We start from the raw sequence: 12,838 nt of genomic DNA, 5'->3' as shown, positions 1-12,838 counted from the left end.
TGGGTTTCAAGGCCGTGGGGCGTCCGGTCGGGGCGCGTGTACGCCGCACGAGCGCTGAGCACGGCGTGATCGGCAGGCTCCTCATGCTGTCGCGCTGCGGGTTGGTGACAGATGCGCACCTCGTCAGCGCTGATGGAATGCATACGTGTCACCCGCCGTGACTGCGGCGTCCCCCGAGCAGCGGAGGAGCTGTCCACCGAGGGCGAACCGCGGCTGACGCGACGACGACGGGTCCGTAGGGTGCAACGCATGGCTACCGTTGAGATCACGCAGGAGAACCTGCAGGAGACCCTCACCCAGAACGACATCGTCCTGCTGGACTGGTGGGCGGACTGGTGCGGGCCCTGCAAGCAGTTCGCACCGACTTTCGAGGCGTCCTCGGAGAAGCACCAGGACGTCGTGCACGGCAAGGTCGACACCGAGGACCAGCAGATGCTGGCCGCATCGGCCCAGATCAGCTCCATCCCCACGCTGATGGCTTTCCGCGAGGGCGTGCTCGTCTTCTCGCAGGCGGGCGCGCTGCCCGAGGCCGGACTGGACCAGGTCGTCGAGGCCGTGAAGGGCCTGGACATGGAAGAGGTCCACAAGCAGGTCGCCGAGCAGCAGGCCGCAGCCGAGTCCGGCGAGGACCAGACCAGCTGAGATGACGGGCCGGACGGCGGCACCGCAGCGCGGAAGGGCGTCTCCCCGAGGGGGAGGCGCCCTTCGCCATGTGCGTCCATGACCGGACCTGCGGCCTGCGCAGCCGCTGAGGCTGGCTCGAGTGAGGTCAGGACGACCGGCGCCGAGCGGACGCCGGGCTCAGTGCTTGCGGTGGTCCTCCGGAGCCAGCCGAGGGCCCATGCGCTGTGCGCGCCACCCCGACACGCCCAGCAGCCGCACCACCCGCTGCCGGTGTCCGCGCCATGGTTCGAGCAGCTCGAGCATCCGGTCGTCGTCGCCGCGTCGGCCGTCGAAGAACTCGGTGATGTGATGCGCCAGGTGGTAGTCCGCCACGCTGACGCGGTCGGGGTCGCCGTGGGTGACCTGGAGGGTCTCCGCCACGGTCCACGGGCCGATGCCGGGCAGCGAACGCAGCGCCCGCTCTAGATCCTCGTCCAGCGGCCGGCGGTTCCAGCGGGCCAGGGCGCCGCCGCGGGCAGCGATCGCCTCGAGGCAGCGCGAGCGTGCCGGATCCACTCCGGCGCGGTGCCATGCCCAGGACGGGATGGCTCGCACCTGCTGCGCAGCGGGCGCCACCGCCATCCCGCGCGGCGCGGGTCCGGGAGCCGGGTCCCCGTGGGCTCGGGCCAGCCAGCGCTGCTCCCGGATGGCCTCATGGCCGGTGACGCGCTGCTCGAGCACGGCGGAGCACAGGGCCTCGAAGAGGCGCCCGGTCGAGATCAGGCGCAGGCCGGGGCTGTGGTGCCGTGCCCTTTGCAGGAGGCTGGGCAGCGCCTCCCAAGCGGGGGAGTCCTCGAGCCCGGACCAGTCGTCGTGGGCCCCGCACCACAGCGGCGCCTCATCCAGGAACCCGCGCGCCCCGGGGCCCCAGGCGTCCACGACGATGTCCTGACGCAGGCGATCCTGGTCCCCGGTGCGGGTGAAGCGGGCGGTGAGCGGGGCGCCGTCGACTCGAGCGGTGATCCAGGCCTGGTGCGGGGAGGGGACCTGCGCGGTGGTGTGCTGGGCGCCGCGCGCCAGCGCCCCCAGCGACTGCGCCAGGTCCACCGGACCCGACGGGGACCAGCGCCGCCGATGCTCGCCCGGTCGAAGGGGCCCGTCCTGAGGCGGGACGCGGGTGCGGCCGGTGCTGTGCGAGGTGTGGCCGGCGGACATGTCGCCGATCGTGGCACAGCGCACCGACAGCACAGCGGGCTCGCGGTCGGGGCCTGCGTGTCTCTGCTCACGAAGGCCTTCGCCCCCGGCCGCGGATCGGATACGTGGGTTAAGGTGGGTCGACCCTTCCGGTCACATCCCTGGATCTGTCTGTCGTGCACCGACGTCTCAACCGTCGGTGATCGGCGGCCCTGTCAGGCCGCTGGAATCCCGTCGCCTCCACCGTCGAGACCCGGCTCGCACTGCGCCATAGAGCAGCGCGGAGTCAGCGACACAGGACGCCTTCCGCACTCGGGGAGCACCGGAGCCATGTGCAGCCACTTCCGATGATCGCTCCTCGAGCGGTGCCTCGTCGTGCGCTCTACCCCGTGAGGAGCTCGGATGAGCGAGAACACCACCGATCAGAACATTCAGGACACCACCCCCACCTTCGCCGAGCTCGGCATCGACGCCCGCGTGCTCGCGGCGCTCGAGACCATCGGCTACGAGAAGCCCTCGCCCATCCAGGAGGCGACCATCCCGGTCCTGCTGGAGGGCCGCGACGTCGTCGGCATGGCGCAGACCGGCACCGGCAAGACCGCGGCCTTCGCGGTGCCGGCCCTGTCGCGGCTGGCAGAGCTGGCCGATCTCAACGGCCCGTCGACCTCCACGCAGGTCCTCGTGCTGGCCCCCACCCGCGAGCTGGCCCTGCAGGTCGGCGAGGCCTTCGCCTCCTACGCCGTCCAGCTCGAGGACTTCACGGTCCTGCCGGTCTACGGCGGCTCGTCGTACGGCCCGCAGCTGGCCGGTCTGCGCCGAGGCGCTCAGGTGGTCGTCGGCACCCCGGGGCGCGTGATCGATCACCTCAAGCGCGGCTCGCTGAAGCTCGACGACCTCCAGTACCTCGTGCTCGACGAGGCCGACGAGATGCTGCGCATGGGCTTCGCCGAGGACGTCGAGACGATTCTGTCGCAGACCCCGGAGGACAAGCAGGTCGCCCTGTTCTCGGCGACCATGCCCCCGGCGATCCGCAAGATCGCCCAGCGCTACCTGCGTGACCCGGAGGAGATCTCGGTCAAGGCCAAGACCTCCACCGCCACGAATATCCGCCAGCGCTACCTGCAGGTCATGGGCAATCACAAGATGGAGGCCATGACCCGCCTTCTGGAGGTCGAGGAGCACGACGGCATCATCGTCTTCGTGCGCACCAAGGCCGCGACCGAGGAGGTCGCCGAGAAGCTGCGCGCCCGCGGCCACGCCGCCACCGCGATCAACGGCGACATCCCCCAGCAGGCCCGCGAGAAGTCCGTGGAGCAGCTGCGCAGCGGGAAGATCGACATCCTGGTCGCCACCGACGTCGCAGCTCGTGGCCTGGACGTGGAGCGCATCTCGCTCGTCGTGAACTACGACATCCCCCACGACACCGAGTCCTACGTCCACCGCATCGGCCGCACCGGCCGCGCCGGCCGCTCCGGGGACGCCATCCTGTTCATGACCCCGCGGGAGAAGTACCTGCTGCGCGCGATCGAGAAGGCCACCAAGCAGTCGGTCGAGCAGATGCCCATGCCCTCGGTCGAGGACGTCAACCGTACGCGCGTGGACCAGTTCGGGCAGTCGATCACCGACACGATCGAGTCCCAGGACCTCTCGGCCTTCCGCGAGATGATCACCTCCTACGTCGAGGACCACGACGTCGACCCGCTCGAGGTCGCCGCGGCCCTGGCCGTCATCTCGCAGGGCGACCAGCCCTTCTTCGCCCAGGAGCTGCCGGAGCCCAAGCGCAAGGAGCGCGATCGCGGCGAGCGCTCGGAGCGCGGCGGACGCACCCCGCGCTCCGAGGAGGGCAAGGCGACGTACTGGATGGCCGTGGGCCACAAGCACCGTGCGCTTCCGGGCTCGATCGTCGGCGCCCTGACCAACGAGGGCGGGCTCAAGGGCTCGGACATCGGCGCGATCGAGATCAAGCCGTCGTTCACCCTGATCGGGCTGCCGGACGATCTCTCCCGCGGCGACCTGGACCGCCTGGGCGCCATCGAGATCAACGGCCAGCGCCTGGACATCCGCCAGGACCGCGGCCCCAAGTCCAGCGGCGCGCGCAGCGACCGCGGAGATCGCGGCGGCTACCGCGGCGACGACCGCCGCGGAGGCCGCTCGGCCCGTCCCGAGCACAGCGGCGGCCACAAGAAGTTCACGGGCGGCCGGAAGGGCTCGCAGCGCCACGGATCGCGCTGATCGTAGAAGGCGGGCCTGCGTATCGTGTGAGTCATGACCGCAGAGCCCGCCGCCGCCGCCCGGGGCGGCGCTGTGCTCCGGCAGCTGACGTCGGTGCGTGGACGGGCCCTCGTGGTGGTCGTGACCATCACCGCTCTGACGGTGCTGGCGATCGGCGCGGCCACGCACTGGGTCCGCTATGGCCAGCTCGAGGCCTCGGTGGCCCAGGGCACCGAGCAGGAGGCCGGGGAGCTGCAGCGGCTGCTCGATCGCGGGCCCGCCTCGGCGGAGGCCGATGCCATGGCCGGCCCGCCTGCCGAGACGGCACCGGAGGACGCCTTCGACAGCCGGTTCGACAGCGTCGAGCACCTGCTGTGGACGTTCATGTCCACCTCCGTGCCGGCCCCTGCCGAGGTCATCGTGGGGCTGGTCGACGGCGAGGTCCGCTACACCTACGACGGCCCGGCCGGCGAGGGCCTGAGCCACGACGTGATCGAGGAGGTCGTGCGCGAGCACGGCCAGCCGGACCGCACGGTCCACACCATCGGACAGCACGACGGCCGCGACATCGGCTTCGGGCTGATCCACGTGGACATCGACGGCGATGCGTCCGAGGGCTACCTGGTCGTGGCCACGGACATCACGCAGGGCCGCCAGGAGATCCTGGACTCGTGGTGGCGCTACGTCATGATCTCCCTGCTGTTCCTGGTCGCCGCCTCAGCGGTGGCCTACTACCTGATCGGGCGCGTCACCGCACCGATCTCGAGGCTGCGCGAGGCCACCGAGTCGATCTCGGTGAACGATCTCTCCGGCCGCGTGGAGGTGCCCAGCCAGGATTCGGACGTGGCTCACCTGGCGGAGAACTTCAACGGGATGCTCGACCGACTCCAGGAGGGCTTCGAGGAGCAGCGCCAGTTCCTGGACGATGCCGCCCACGAGCTGCGCACGCCGCTGACCATCCTGCACGGCAACCTCGAGCTGATGGACGAGCACGATCCGCACGACGCCGCCGAGACCCGTGATCTGATGCTCGACGAGATCTCGCGGATGAACCGCCTGGTCGATGACCTCCTGATGCTGGCCCGGTCGCGGCGCCCGGACTTCGTGCGCCCGGCCTCCTTCGAGGTCTCCGCCTTCCTGGACGACGCCTTCGCGCGGATCTCGGCCCTATCCGGGCAGCGCCGCTGGCGGGTCGACTCCCGCTGCGAGGGCCTGCTGGTGGCCGACCGCGAACGGCTCATGCAGGCCGTCATCCAGCTGGCCGCCAACGCCGTGAAGTTCAGCGCCGAGGACGACACCATCGCGATCGGCGCCTCCTGGGGCGAGCTCGACGACGGCGGCAGGCGGCTGCAGCTGTGGGTGCGCGACACCGGCGCCGGCATCGATGTGGGGGATCAGGCCCGGATCTTCGAGCGCTTCGGCCGGGCCTCGGCGGGGCGCACGGTCGAGGGCTCCGGGCTGGGCCTGGCCATCGTCGAGGCCATCGCGCGCGGGCACGGCGGGCGGGTCGCGCTGCGCTCGTCGCGCGGCGCGGGCTCTCAGTTCACCCTGATGCTGCCGGAGGGCGGGCCCTCGCCGGAGCCCGCCGAGACGCCGGTCGAATCTCTCTCCTGATCCCCTCATCTTCCTGTGCGAGCCTGCCCCCGAGCGGGAGAGCCTCGCGGCAGTCACGACACCAGGAAGGGACCGGGAGATGGCCAATATCCTGATCGCGGAGGACGAGGAGCGGATCTCCCGCTTCATCCAGAAAGGACTGCGCGCCTCCGGCTACGAGACCGCGGTCGTCGAGGACGGCGTCGAGGCCCTGGATCTGGCCAGCACCGGCGTCTACGACCTCCTCGTGCTCGACGTCGGACTGCCCGGGCTCGACGGCTTCCAGGTGCTCGCCGAGCTGCGCGCCGGCGGCTCCGGAATGCCCGTGATCATGTGCACGGCTCGGGACTCGGTGGAGGACACCGTGCAGGGCCTGGACTCCGGGGCCGATGACTACCTGGCCAAGCCCTTCCGCTTCGCCGAGCTGCTGGCGCGGGTGAAGGCGCGCCTGCGTCAGACGGGCTCCGCCGGGGACGACGTCAGGCTCACCGCCGGGGGCCTGACGCTGGACATCTCGCGGCGCTGCGCGTTCGTCCACGACCAGGAGATCGCCCTGTCGGCCCGCGAGTTCTCGATGGCCCAGGTGCTCCTCGAGAACACGGGCCAGGTGCTCACCCGCGACCTGCTGCTGAACAAGGTCTGGGGCTACGACTTCGAGGGCTCCTCGAACGTGGTGGACGTCTACGTGCGCTACCTGCGCAACAAGCTCGGGCCCGAGCGGATCATCACGGTGCGCGGGGCCGGCTACAGGCTCGCGGAGATCTGAGCCGATCGGCGCCGAGCGAGGCGGTCCTCATGCTCGTCTCACGTGCGGAGGCCATTGTGGGGACATGCGCATCCTCTGGTCCGCCCTCGCCCTGATCGTCGCCTCGATCCTCGCCGTCGCCCTGTGGGCCTCTGCGGGCCCTGCGGCCCCGGAGACCGAGGTCCTGCGCGACGGCGTCGGCAGCAGCGAGGATCCCGAGGACGGCGCCACGAGCGAGCCGGCCGAGGACGACTCCTCGTCCGCTGCCTCGCAGGATCCTTCTGCGGGTCCGTCGCAGGAGGCCTCGGCGCAGCCGTCGTCGGAGCCGTCACGGGTGGAGGCCACCTCGCAGCCGACCCGGGAAGGGCAGCAGCCGGCCGCGACGCCTGCTCCGGCTCCGGCGCAGGAGCCCGTCCCCGTTCCCGTCCCGCTCGAGCAGTCCCAGGGCTACGACGACGACTGGGACGACGATGCGGACGGCGACTACGACAACGACTACGACGACGACTGGGATGATGACTGAGCCGGCTCCGATTTCATGTCTCAGCCAGGTGTGCTGTACAGTATTCCGCGTTGCCCCGATAGCTCAGTGGTAGAGCGCCATCTTGGTAAGATGGAGGTCCCGGGATCGATTCCCGGTCGGGGCTCTCGAGATGAGGGCCCGCATCCGCGTCATGACGGGGATGCGGGCGTCATCGTCTCTCCTGGCGGTGTAGCTCAGCTGGTTAGAGCGCACGACTCATAATCGTGAGGTCGACGGATCGAGCCCGTCCACCGCTACGGAAGATGAAGCCCGTGATCCCCACTCGGATCGCGGGCTTCTCCTATTGCAGGGGCAGCGGTGCGGGCGCCTTCCCGGTGCAGCCTCCGATGCCTCGTCCCCGAGAATCCGTCAGCGGCCGCAGGATCGGGCCCGCGCACCCACGGGAGGTTGCACCGCCATGGCCATCAGCCCCGAGCTCGTCGGTCGGACATATCCGGCCATCGAGCTCTACACCGTCTCGCGGGAGGCCGTGCGCGCGTTCACCGCGGCCGTCTTCGCGCAGGACCCGGCCCACACGGACCCGGAGGCAGCTCGCGCTCTGGGCCATGCGGACCTCCTCGCCCCGCCGACCTTCGCGATCATCGTCGCCCAGCGCGCGGAGGCCGCCGTGGTGGCGGACCCGGAGGCCGGGATCGACTTCTCCCGCGTCGTGCACGCCGATCAGCGCTTCACCCACGCCCGCCCCATCGTCGTCGGCGACGAGCTCGTCGCGGCCACGACCGTCGATGCCGTGCGCGCCGTCGGCGCCGGGGCCATGGTGACGTTCCGCACCGAGATCACCGACCGCCAGGGCCAGCCGGTCTCCACCGCGCGCTCGTCCCTGCTGGTGAGAGGAGAGGACCAGTGACCGCTGCAGACACCGCTCCGGTGCTCGCCCAGCTCGAGAAGGGCCAGGAGGTCGCTCGCCGCGACCTCCAGCTCTCCCGCGCCGATCTCGTGCGCTACGCCGCCGCCTCCGGGGACTTCAACCCCATCCACTGGAACCAGGAGTTCGCCGTCTCCGTGGGCCTGCCGGACGTCATCGCCCACGGCATGCTGACCATGGGTGCCGCCATGCAGCTCGTGGCCGACTGGGCGGGGGATCCGGGGCGCGTCGTCGACGTCCAGACCCGCTTCACCAAGCCGGTCGTGGTGCCGAACGGCGTCCGCGAGGGTGCCGCCGAGATCCAGCCGTCCACCACGCTGAGCATCGTCGGCGTCGTGGGCGCCCTGGACGAGCAGGCCGGCACCGCCCGGATCGACCTGACCGTCTCGGCCCCCGATCTCTCGGACCCGCAGGCCGATCCCGCTGAGGCGGCCTCGCAGAAGGTCCTGGTCAAGGCGCAGGCGGTGGTGGTCTGCCGTTGACCCGGGGGCGCACGAAGCCTGAGCCGTCCAGTCTGCGCCCGTGGCGCATCAGCGTCTTCGCGATCTACTTCGCCTCGGGCATCGGCATCTCCGCGTGGCTCACCCGCATCCCCGCGATCTCCGAGCGGCTCGAGCTGGGCCCGGCGGCCATGGGGGCGCTGCTGCTCACGCAGACCATCGCGGCGTTCGCCTCGGTGTCCACCTCGGGCATGACCGTGATGCGGCTGGGGGCCAAGCGCACCATCGCCGTCACCGCATCCATGGTCGTGGCGGGCATGATCCTGATCGGCGTGGGCGTCAGCGTCTTCGGCTGGGTCCTGGTGACCGCCGTGGGCATGCTGCTCTTCGGCCTGGGTTCCGCCACCTGGAACGTGGCCGCCAACGTGGAGGGCAGCGCTCTCGAGACAGCCATGGGCCGCAGCATCATGCCGCTGATGCACGCGTTCTTCTCGATCGGCACGGTGACTGGCGCCGTCGTGGGCTCGATCGCCACCGCCGGCGGCGTGCCCGTGGTGTGGCACGTGGGCGGCATGGCCCTGGTGATGGGTCTGCTGGTGGCCCTGGCGCTGCCGAGGTTCCAGGGGGAGCGTCGAGTCGGCGCAGACCTGAGCCCGGTCTCCTCGCAGGTGCCCATCATCACGGGCACCATGCAGCAGATCGATCTGGCCTCTGAGGGCCGTGGACGGGACTCCATCACCCAGGCCGCTCAGCACTCGGTGTACGGCGTCGGGGATGCCTGGCGCGATAGGCGCACCGTGCTGGTCGGGATCTTCGTGCTCGGCATGGCGCTGACGGAGGGCGCGGCCAACGACTGGGTGGCCCTGGCCATCACCGACGGCTACCAGGCCCCGGCGCACCTGGGCGCGATCGGCTACGGCATCTTCGTGGCCGCCATGACCACCGGCCGGCTCAGCGGCACCTGGCTGATCGACCGGTTCGGCCGTCTCGCGGTGCTGCGCACGGCCTGTGCGCTGGCACTGACAGGGCTGGGCGTCTTCGTCTTCTCGCCGTCGCTGTCCGCCGGGATGATCGCGCTGTTCCTGTGGGGCCTCGGCGCCTCCCTCGGCTTCCCCGTGGGCATGTCCGCCGCCGCTGATGACCCCCGTCGGGCCGCCGCCAACGTCTCGGTGGTCTCGACCATCGGCTACGGCGCGTTCCTCGGCGGTCCGCCGCTGCTGGGGCTGCTCGGCGAGCTCGTAGGCGTGCGCGGCGCCCTGGGCTTCGTGATGGTCTTCGTGATCGTCTCGATGCTGCTGGTCTCGAACCTGCGTCCTCCGGCTCCCGCCGTGCGGGCAGCAGGTGCCTCGGCCTGAGGTCGTTAGGATCGGGGGCATGACTTCCCCCGAGCTCTCCACGCTGACCACCACCCGCATCGGCGGCCCCGTCGGGGCACTGATCCGCGCGAGCAGCCAGCAGGAGATCGTCGACGCCGTCCGCGCCGCCGATCAGCAGGGCAGGCCCGTGCTGCTCGTCGGCGGGGGCTCCAACCTGCTGGTCGGTGATGACGGCTTCGACGGCGTGGTGGTGCACCTGGCCTCGCAGGGCCTCGAGGTCTCGGACCCGGCGGACGACGGCTCCGTGATCGTGACCGTGCAGGCGGGGCATGCCTGGGACGACGTCGTCGAGCAGACCGTCTCCCGCGGGCTGGTGGGCCTCGAGGCCCTGTCCGGCATCCCGGGCACTGCAGGGGCCACTCCGGTGCAGAACGTGGGGGCCTACGGCGCGGAGGTCTCCCGCACGATCGTGCGCGTGCGCACCTGGGATCGGCATGCGCAGCAGGTCCGCGAGTTCGCGGCTGCCGAGCTCGAGTTCGCCTACCGCGACTCCCTGCTCAAGCGCACCACCGAGTCCGGCTCGCCGCGCTACGTGGTCCTGGAGGTCGGCTTCCGCCTGGCCCAGGGCGCGGAATCTTCTCCCGTCCAGTACGGCCAGCTGGCCGACGCCCTGGGGGTGCAGGTCGGCGCCAGCGCGGATCTGGCCCAGGTCCGCCGGACCGTTTTGGAGCTGCGTGCCTCCAAGGGCATGGTCCTGGACCCGCAGGACCCGGACACCTTCAGCACCGGGTCGTTCTTCACCAACCCCATCGTCGATGCCGAGGAGGCCGAGCGGCTTCTGCCGGCCGATGCCCCGCGCTACCCGGTGCTCGACGGCACCGGCTCGCCCGTCGAGGGCCGGCTGAAGCTCTCGGCGGCCTGGCTGATCGATCGCTCGGGGTTCGGCAAGGGCTTCGGGCTGCCCGGCACGCGCAATGAGCGCCTCGGGCGCGAGGGCCCGGATGTGGCCCAGGGCCGAGCCGCCGTGTCGACCAAGCACACCCTGGCCATGACCAATCGCGGCTCGGCCAGCGCCTCGGACGTGGAGGCCCTGGCCCGCACCGTGCGCGACGGAGTCCAGGAGGCCTTCGGCGTGCAGCTGGTGCCCGAGCCGGTGATGGTGGGCTTCCGCCTGTGACCCCGCAGGAGCCTCTCGCCGAGGTTCCGCCGCAGGGCGAGGACCTGGCCGACGAGATCCGCCGCGGTCAGAGCCACAGCCACCCGATTCGGCGGCGGATGCGCGCGTTCCAGGACTGGTCGCACCGAGGATCCCGCCTGCGGCGCACGCTGGTGGTCGGGCTGATCTCCGTGGCGGGATTCGTCCTGCTGATGGCCGGGGTGATCATGTGGTTCATCCCGGGGCCGGGCTGGCTGTTCGTGTTCCTCGGCATCGGCGTGTGGTCGCTCGAGTTCGCCTGGGCCGAGCGGCTCAACCACTGGGCGCTGCACCAGGTGACCCGCCTGTGGACCTGGTGGAAGGGCACGCGTGCGGCGAGCTGGTGGCGCTGGTGCCTCTCCGGAGCCGCGGAGCGCTCCCGTCGAGCTGAGGAGGCGGCCCAGGCGCAGCGAGAGGGCCGCCGCGTGCGCGGCGGCCCTCATAATGCAGCCCCGGGTGCCTGACGAGGGGCTGCTCGAGCCGCTCGTGGTCGGCGCGCAGGGCGGTGCATCCGCGGCCCCGAGGGGCCGCACCGGGACGAGCGGCGGTGCTCAGCGCCGCGTGCGCCTCACAGCGCTCCGATGGCGATGCGCAGCATGCGGCGCAGCGGCTCGGCCGCGCCCCACAGCAGCTGGTCGCCCACCGTGAAGGCCGAGAGGTACTGCGGGCCCATGGACATCTTGCGCAGGCGCCCCACGGGTATCTGCAGCGAGCCGGAGGCCGAGACGGGGGTCAGTCCGTTCATGGAGGCCTCCTTCTCGTTCGGCACCACGGTGGCCCATTCGTTGTCGGCGTCGAGGATCCGCTCGATCTCCTCGACGGGGACGTCCTCGGTGAGCTTGATGGTCAGCGCCTGCGAGTGCGAGCGCATGGCGGCGATGCGCACGCACAGCCCGTCGATCGCGATCTGGTCGTCGCCGGACAGGCCCAGGATCTTGTTGGTCTCCTTCTCGGCCTTCCACTCCTCGCGGGACTGGCCGTTGCCCAGATCGGCGTCGATCCAGGGGATGAGGGAGCCGGCCAGCGGCACGCCGAACTGCTCGACGTCGAGCTGCCCGGAGCGCTGGGTCTCCAGGACCCTGCGATCGATCTCCAGGATGGCCGAGGCCGGATCGGCGAGCTCGTCGGACACGGCCGAGGAGAGGTCGCCGAACTGGCGCAGGACCTCGCGCATGTGACGGGCGCCGCCGCCGGAGGCCGCCTGATACGTCATGGAGGTGGCCCATTCGACGAGCCCGCTGCGGAACAGTCCGCCCAGGCCCATGAGCATGCAGGACACGGTGCAGTTGCCGCCCACGAAGTCCTTGGTGCCGCCGGCCAGCGCTGCCTCGATGACGTCGCGGTTCACGGGGTCCAGCACGATGACCGAGCTGTCCTCCATGCGCAGGGTCGAGGCGGCGTCGATCCACAGGCCGTCCCATCCGGTCTCGCGCAGCGTCCGGTGGACCTCGGAGGTGTAGCCGCCGCCCTGGGCGGTCACGATGATCGGCAGGCGCCGAAGAGCCTCGATGTCGTTCGCGTCCTGGAGGACCCCGGTGTCGCCGAGGCCCTCGATCTGCGGAGCGGGGGCCCCGGGGGAGGAGGTCGAGAAGAAGACGGGCTGGATGTCGGCGAAGTCGCCCTCGGCGCGCATGCGGTCCATGAGGACGGAGCCGACCATCCCGCGCCATCCGACGAAGCCGACGGCGGGTGCGGAGCTGTGATCGATGGTCATCGTCCCAGTCTAGGCGGCGTCAAGGGACCGTTGCGATTCCTTGTCCGGGCTCCGAGGCCCGAGAGGGCTCAGTCCGCGACGGCTGAGCGGTACTGCGGGAAGCGCTCCAGGTAGTCCTGGACGTAGGTGCAGGTGGGACGCACCAGCACGCCGGCCGCCTGGCAGGCCTCCAGCAGGAGCGTCACGAGCGTGCGGGCGTAGCCCTGGCGGCCGTGGCGCTCGTCGATGATCGTGTGCTGCAGCTCGAGCGTGCCGTCCGGGTGCTTCTCGACGCCCTCGAACCCGATGAAGGTCTGGTCGAGCCACAGCTCCACGCGCCCGCTGGTGGTGTTGTCGACCAGGCGCAGACCCGGCTCGTCGTGGATCTCCGGCTCGGGGCGCTGCGCATCGTCCGGGACGTCCTGCTGGGTGCTCACGA

At 71.1% G+C, this 12,838-nt stretch carries 13 protein-coding genes and 2 tRNA genes; 12 read left to right on the top strand and 3 right to left on the bottom strand.

What is annotated here, in order from left to right:
- The first annotated feature begins 249 nt into the window (after positions 1-249).
- Positions 250-642, top strand: a complete 393-nt coding sequence (trxA, locus tag M3E84_RS08360) for a thioredoxin (RefSeq protein WP_259895740.1) — start codon at positions 250-252, stop codon at positions 640-642.
- A 159-nt stretch (positions 643-801) separates the two neighbouring features.
- On the opposite strand, the gene M3E84_RS08355 is transcribed toward trxA, so the two are convergent.
- On the bottom strand, positions 802-1,818 hold the full coding sequence (locus M3E84_RS08355) for a DNA-3-methyladenine glycosylase (RefSeq protein WP_259895739.1): 1,017 nt from the start codon (positions 1,816-1,818) through the stop codon (positions 802-804).
- Between the two features lie 381 nt (positions 1,819-2,199).
- Here M3E84_RS08355 and M3E84_RS08350 point away from each other — a divergent pair, with 381 nt between their 5' ends.
- The 11 genes from M3E84_RS08350 (at position 2,200) to M3E84_RS08300 (ending at position 11,170) form a co-directional block, all read left to right on the top strand.
- Positions 2,200-4,029: a DEAD/DEAH box helicase gene (locus M3E84_RS08350; protein ID WP_259895738.1), complete on the top strand. Its 1,830-nt coding sequence runs from the start codon at positions 2,200-2,202 to the stop codon at positions 4,027-4,029.
- A gap of 33 nt (positions 4,030-4,062) precedes the next feature.
- On the top strand, positions 4,063-5,622 hold the full coding sequence (locus M3E84_RS08345; protein ID WP_259895737.1) for a HAMP domain-containing sensor histidine kinase: 1,560 nt from the start codon (positions 4,063-4,065) through the stop codon (positions 5,620-5,622).
- Positions 5,623-5,701: 79 nt separating this feature from the next.
- On the top strand, positions 5,702-6,367 hold the full coding sequence (locus M3E84_RS08340; protein ID WP_259895736.1) for a response regulator transcription factor: 666 nt from the start codon (positions 5,702-5,704) through the stop codon (positions 6,365-6,367).
- Positions 6,368-6,431: 64 nt separating this feature from the next.
- Complete coding sequence (locus M3E84_RS08335; RefSeq protein WP_259895735.1) at positions 6,432-6,869, top strand: hypothetical protein; 438 nt, start codon at positions 6,432-6,434, stop codon at positions 6,867-6,869.
- 52 nt (positions 6,870-6,921) lie between these two features.
- A tRNA-Thr gene (locus M3E84_RS08330) sits at positions 6,922-6,993 on the top strand.
- Between the two features lie 59 nt (positions 6,994-7,052).
- Positions 7,053-7,126: transfer RNA gene (locus M3E84_RS08325), tRNA-Met, on the top strand.
- 161 nt (positions 7,127-7,287) lie between these two features.
- Positions 7,288-7,737 carry a MaoC family dehydratase N-terminal domain-containing protein gene (locus tag M3E84_RS08320; protein ID WP_259895734.1) on the top strand — a complete coding sequence of 150 codons (450 nt, stop codon included), beginning with the start codon at positions 7,288-7,290 and terminating at the stop codon, positions 7,735-7,737.
- Positions 7,734-8,237: a MaoC/PaaZ C-terminal domain-containing protein gene (locus M3E84_RS08315; protein WP_259895733.1), complete on the top strand. Its 504-nt coding sequence runs from the start codon at positions 7,734-7,736 to the stop codon at positions 8,235-8,237. The genes M3E84_RS08320 and M3E84_RS08315 overlap by 4 nt, the downstream gene beginning before the upstream one ends.
- The gene (locus M3E84_RS08310) at positions 8,234-9,550 is read left to right on the top strand and encodes an MFS transporter (protein ID WP_259895732.1); all 1,317 of its coding nucleotides are present in this window, start codon (positions 8,234-8,236) and stop codon (positions 9,548-9,550) included. The genes M3E84_RS08315 and M3E84_RS08310 overlap by 4 nt, the downstream gene beginning before the upstream one ends.
- A gap of 19 nt (positions 9,551-9,569) precedes the next feature.
- On the top strand, positions 9,570-10,688 hold the full coding sequence (locus M3E84_RS08305; RefSeq protein WP_259895731.1) for a UDP-N-acetylmuramate dehydrogenase: 1,119 nt from the start codon (positions 9,570-9,572) through the stop codon (positions 10,686-10,688).
- Positions 10,685-11,170, top strand: a complete 486-nt coding sequence (locus M3E84_RS08300; protein ID WP_259895730.1) for a PGPGW domain-containing protein — start codon at positions 10,685-10,687, stop codon at positions 11,168-11,170. The genes M3E84_RS08305 and M3E84_RS08300 overlap by 4 nt, the downstream gene beginning before the upstream one ends.
- A gap of 104 nt (positions 11,171-11,274) precedes the next feature.
- On the opposite strand, the gene asd is transcribed toward M3E84_RS08300, so the two are convergent.
- Both asd and M3E84_RS08290 read right to left on the bottom strand, forming a co-directional pair.
- A complete protein-coding gene (gene asd, locus M3E84_RS08295; protein ID WP_259895729.1) occupies positions 11,275-12,420 on the bottom strand; it encodes an aspartate-semialdehyde dehydrogenase in 1,146 nt (381 codons plus the stop codon).
- A 68-nt stretch (positions 12,421-12,488) separates the two neighbouring features.
- Positions 12,489-12,836 carry a GNAT family N-acetyltransferase gene (locus tag M3E84_RS08290; protein ID WP_259895728.1) on the bottom strand — a complete coding sequence of 116 codons (348 nt, stop codon included), beginning with the start codon at positions 12,834-12,836 and terminating at the stop codon, positions 12,489-12,491.
- Between the last annotated feature and the right edge of the window lie 2 nt (positions 12,837-12,838).

This window comes from Kocuria sp. p3-SID1428 (assembly GCF_025149945.1).
GTDB lineage: Bacteria > Actinomycetota > Actinomycetes > Actinomycetales > Micrococcaceae > Kocuria.
The sequence above is the reverse complement of the archived record's forward strand: the minus strand, read 5'-3'. Positions and strand labels throughout refer to the sequence as shown.

Excerpts from the sequence above, each read along its gene's own strand:
- trxA (WP_259895740.1), top strand. The coding sequence starts at position 250 with ATGGCTACCGTTGAGATCACGCAGGAGAACCTGCAGGAGACCCTCACC.
- M3E84_RS08355 (WP_259895739.1), bottom strand. The coding sequence starts at position 1,818 with ATGTCCGCCGGCCACACCTCGCACAGCACCGGCCGCACCCGCGTCCCG.
- M3E84_RS08350 (WP_259895738.1), top strand. The coding sequence starts at position 2,200 with ATGAGCGAGAACACCACCGATCAGAACATTCAGGACACCACCCCCACC.
- M3E84_RS08345 (WP_259895737.1), top strand. The coding sequence starts at position 4,063 with ATGACCGCAGAGCCCGCCGCCGCCGCCCGGGGCGGCGCTGTGCTCCGG.
- M3E84_RS08340 (WP_259895736.1), top strand. The coding sequence starts at position 5,702 with ATGGCCAATATCCTGATCGCGGAGGACGAGGAGCGGATCTCCCGCTTC.
- M3E84_RS08335 (WP_259895735.1), top strand. The coding sequence starts at position 6,432 with ATGCGCATCCTCTGGTCCGCCCTCGCCCTGATCGTCGCCTCGATCCTC.
- M3E84_RS08320 (WP_259895734.1), top strand. The coding sequence starts at position 7,288 with ATGGCCATCAGCCCCGAGCTCGTCGGTCGGACATATCCGGCCATCGAG.
- M3E84_RS08305 (WP_259895731.1), top strand. The coding sequence starts at position 9,570 with ATGACTTCCCCCGAGCTCTCCACGCTGACCACCACCCGCATCGGCGGC.
- asd (WP_259895729.1), bottom strand. The coding sequence starts at position 12,420 with ATGACCATCGATCACAGCTCCGCACCCGCCGTCGGCTTCGTCGGATGG.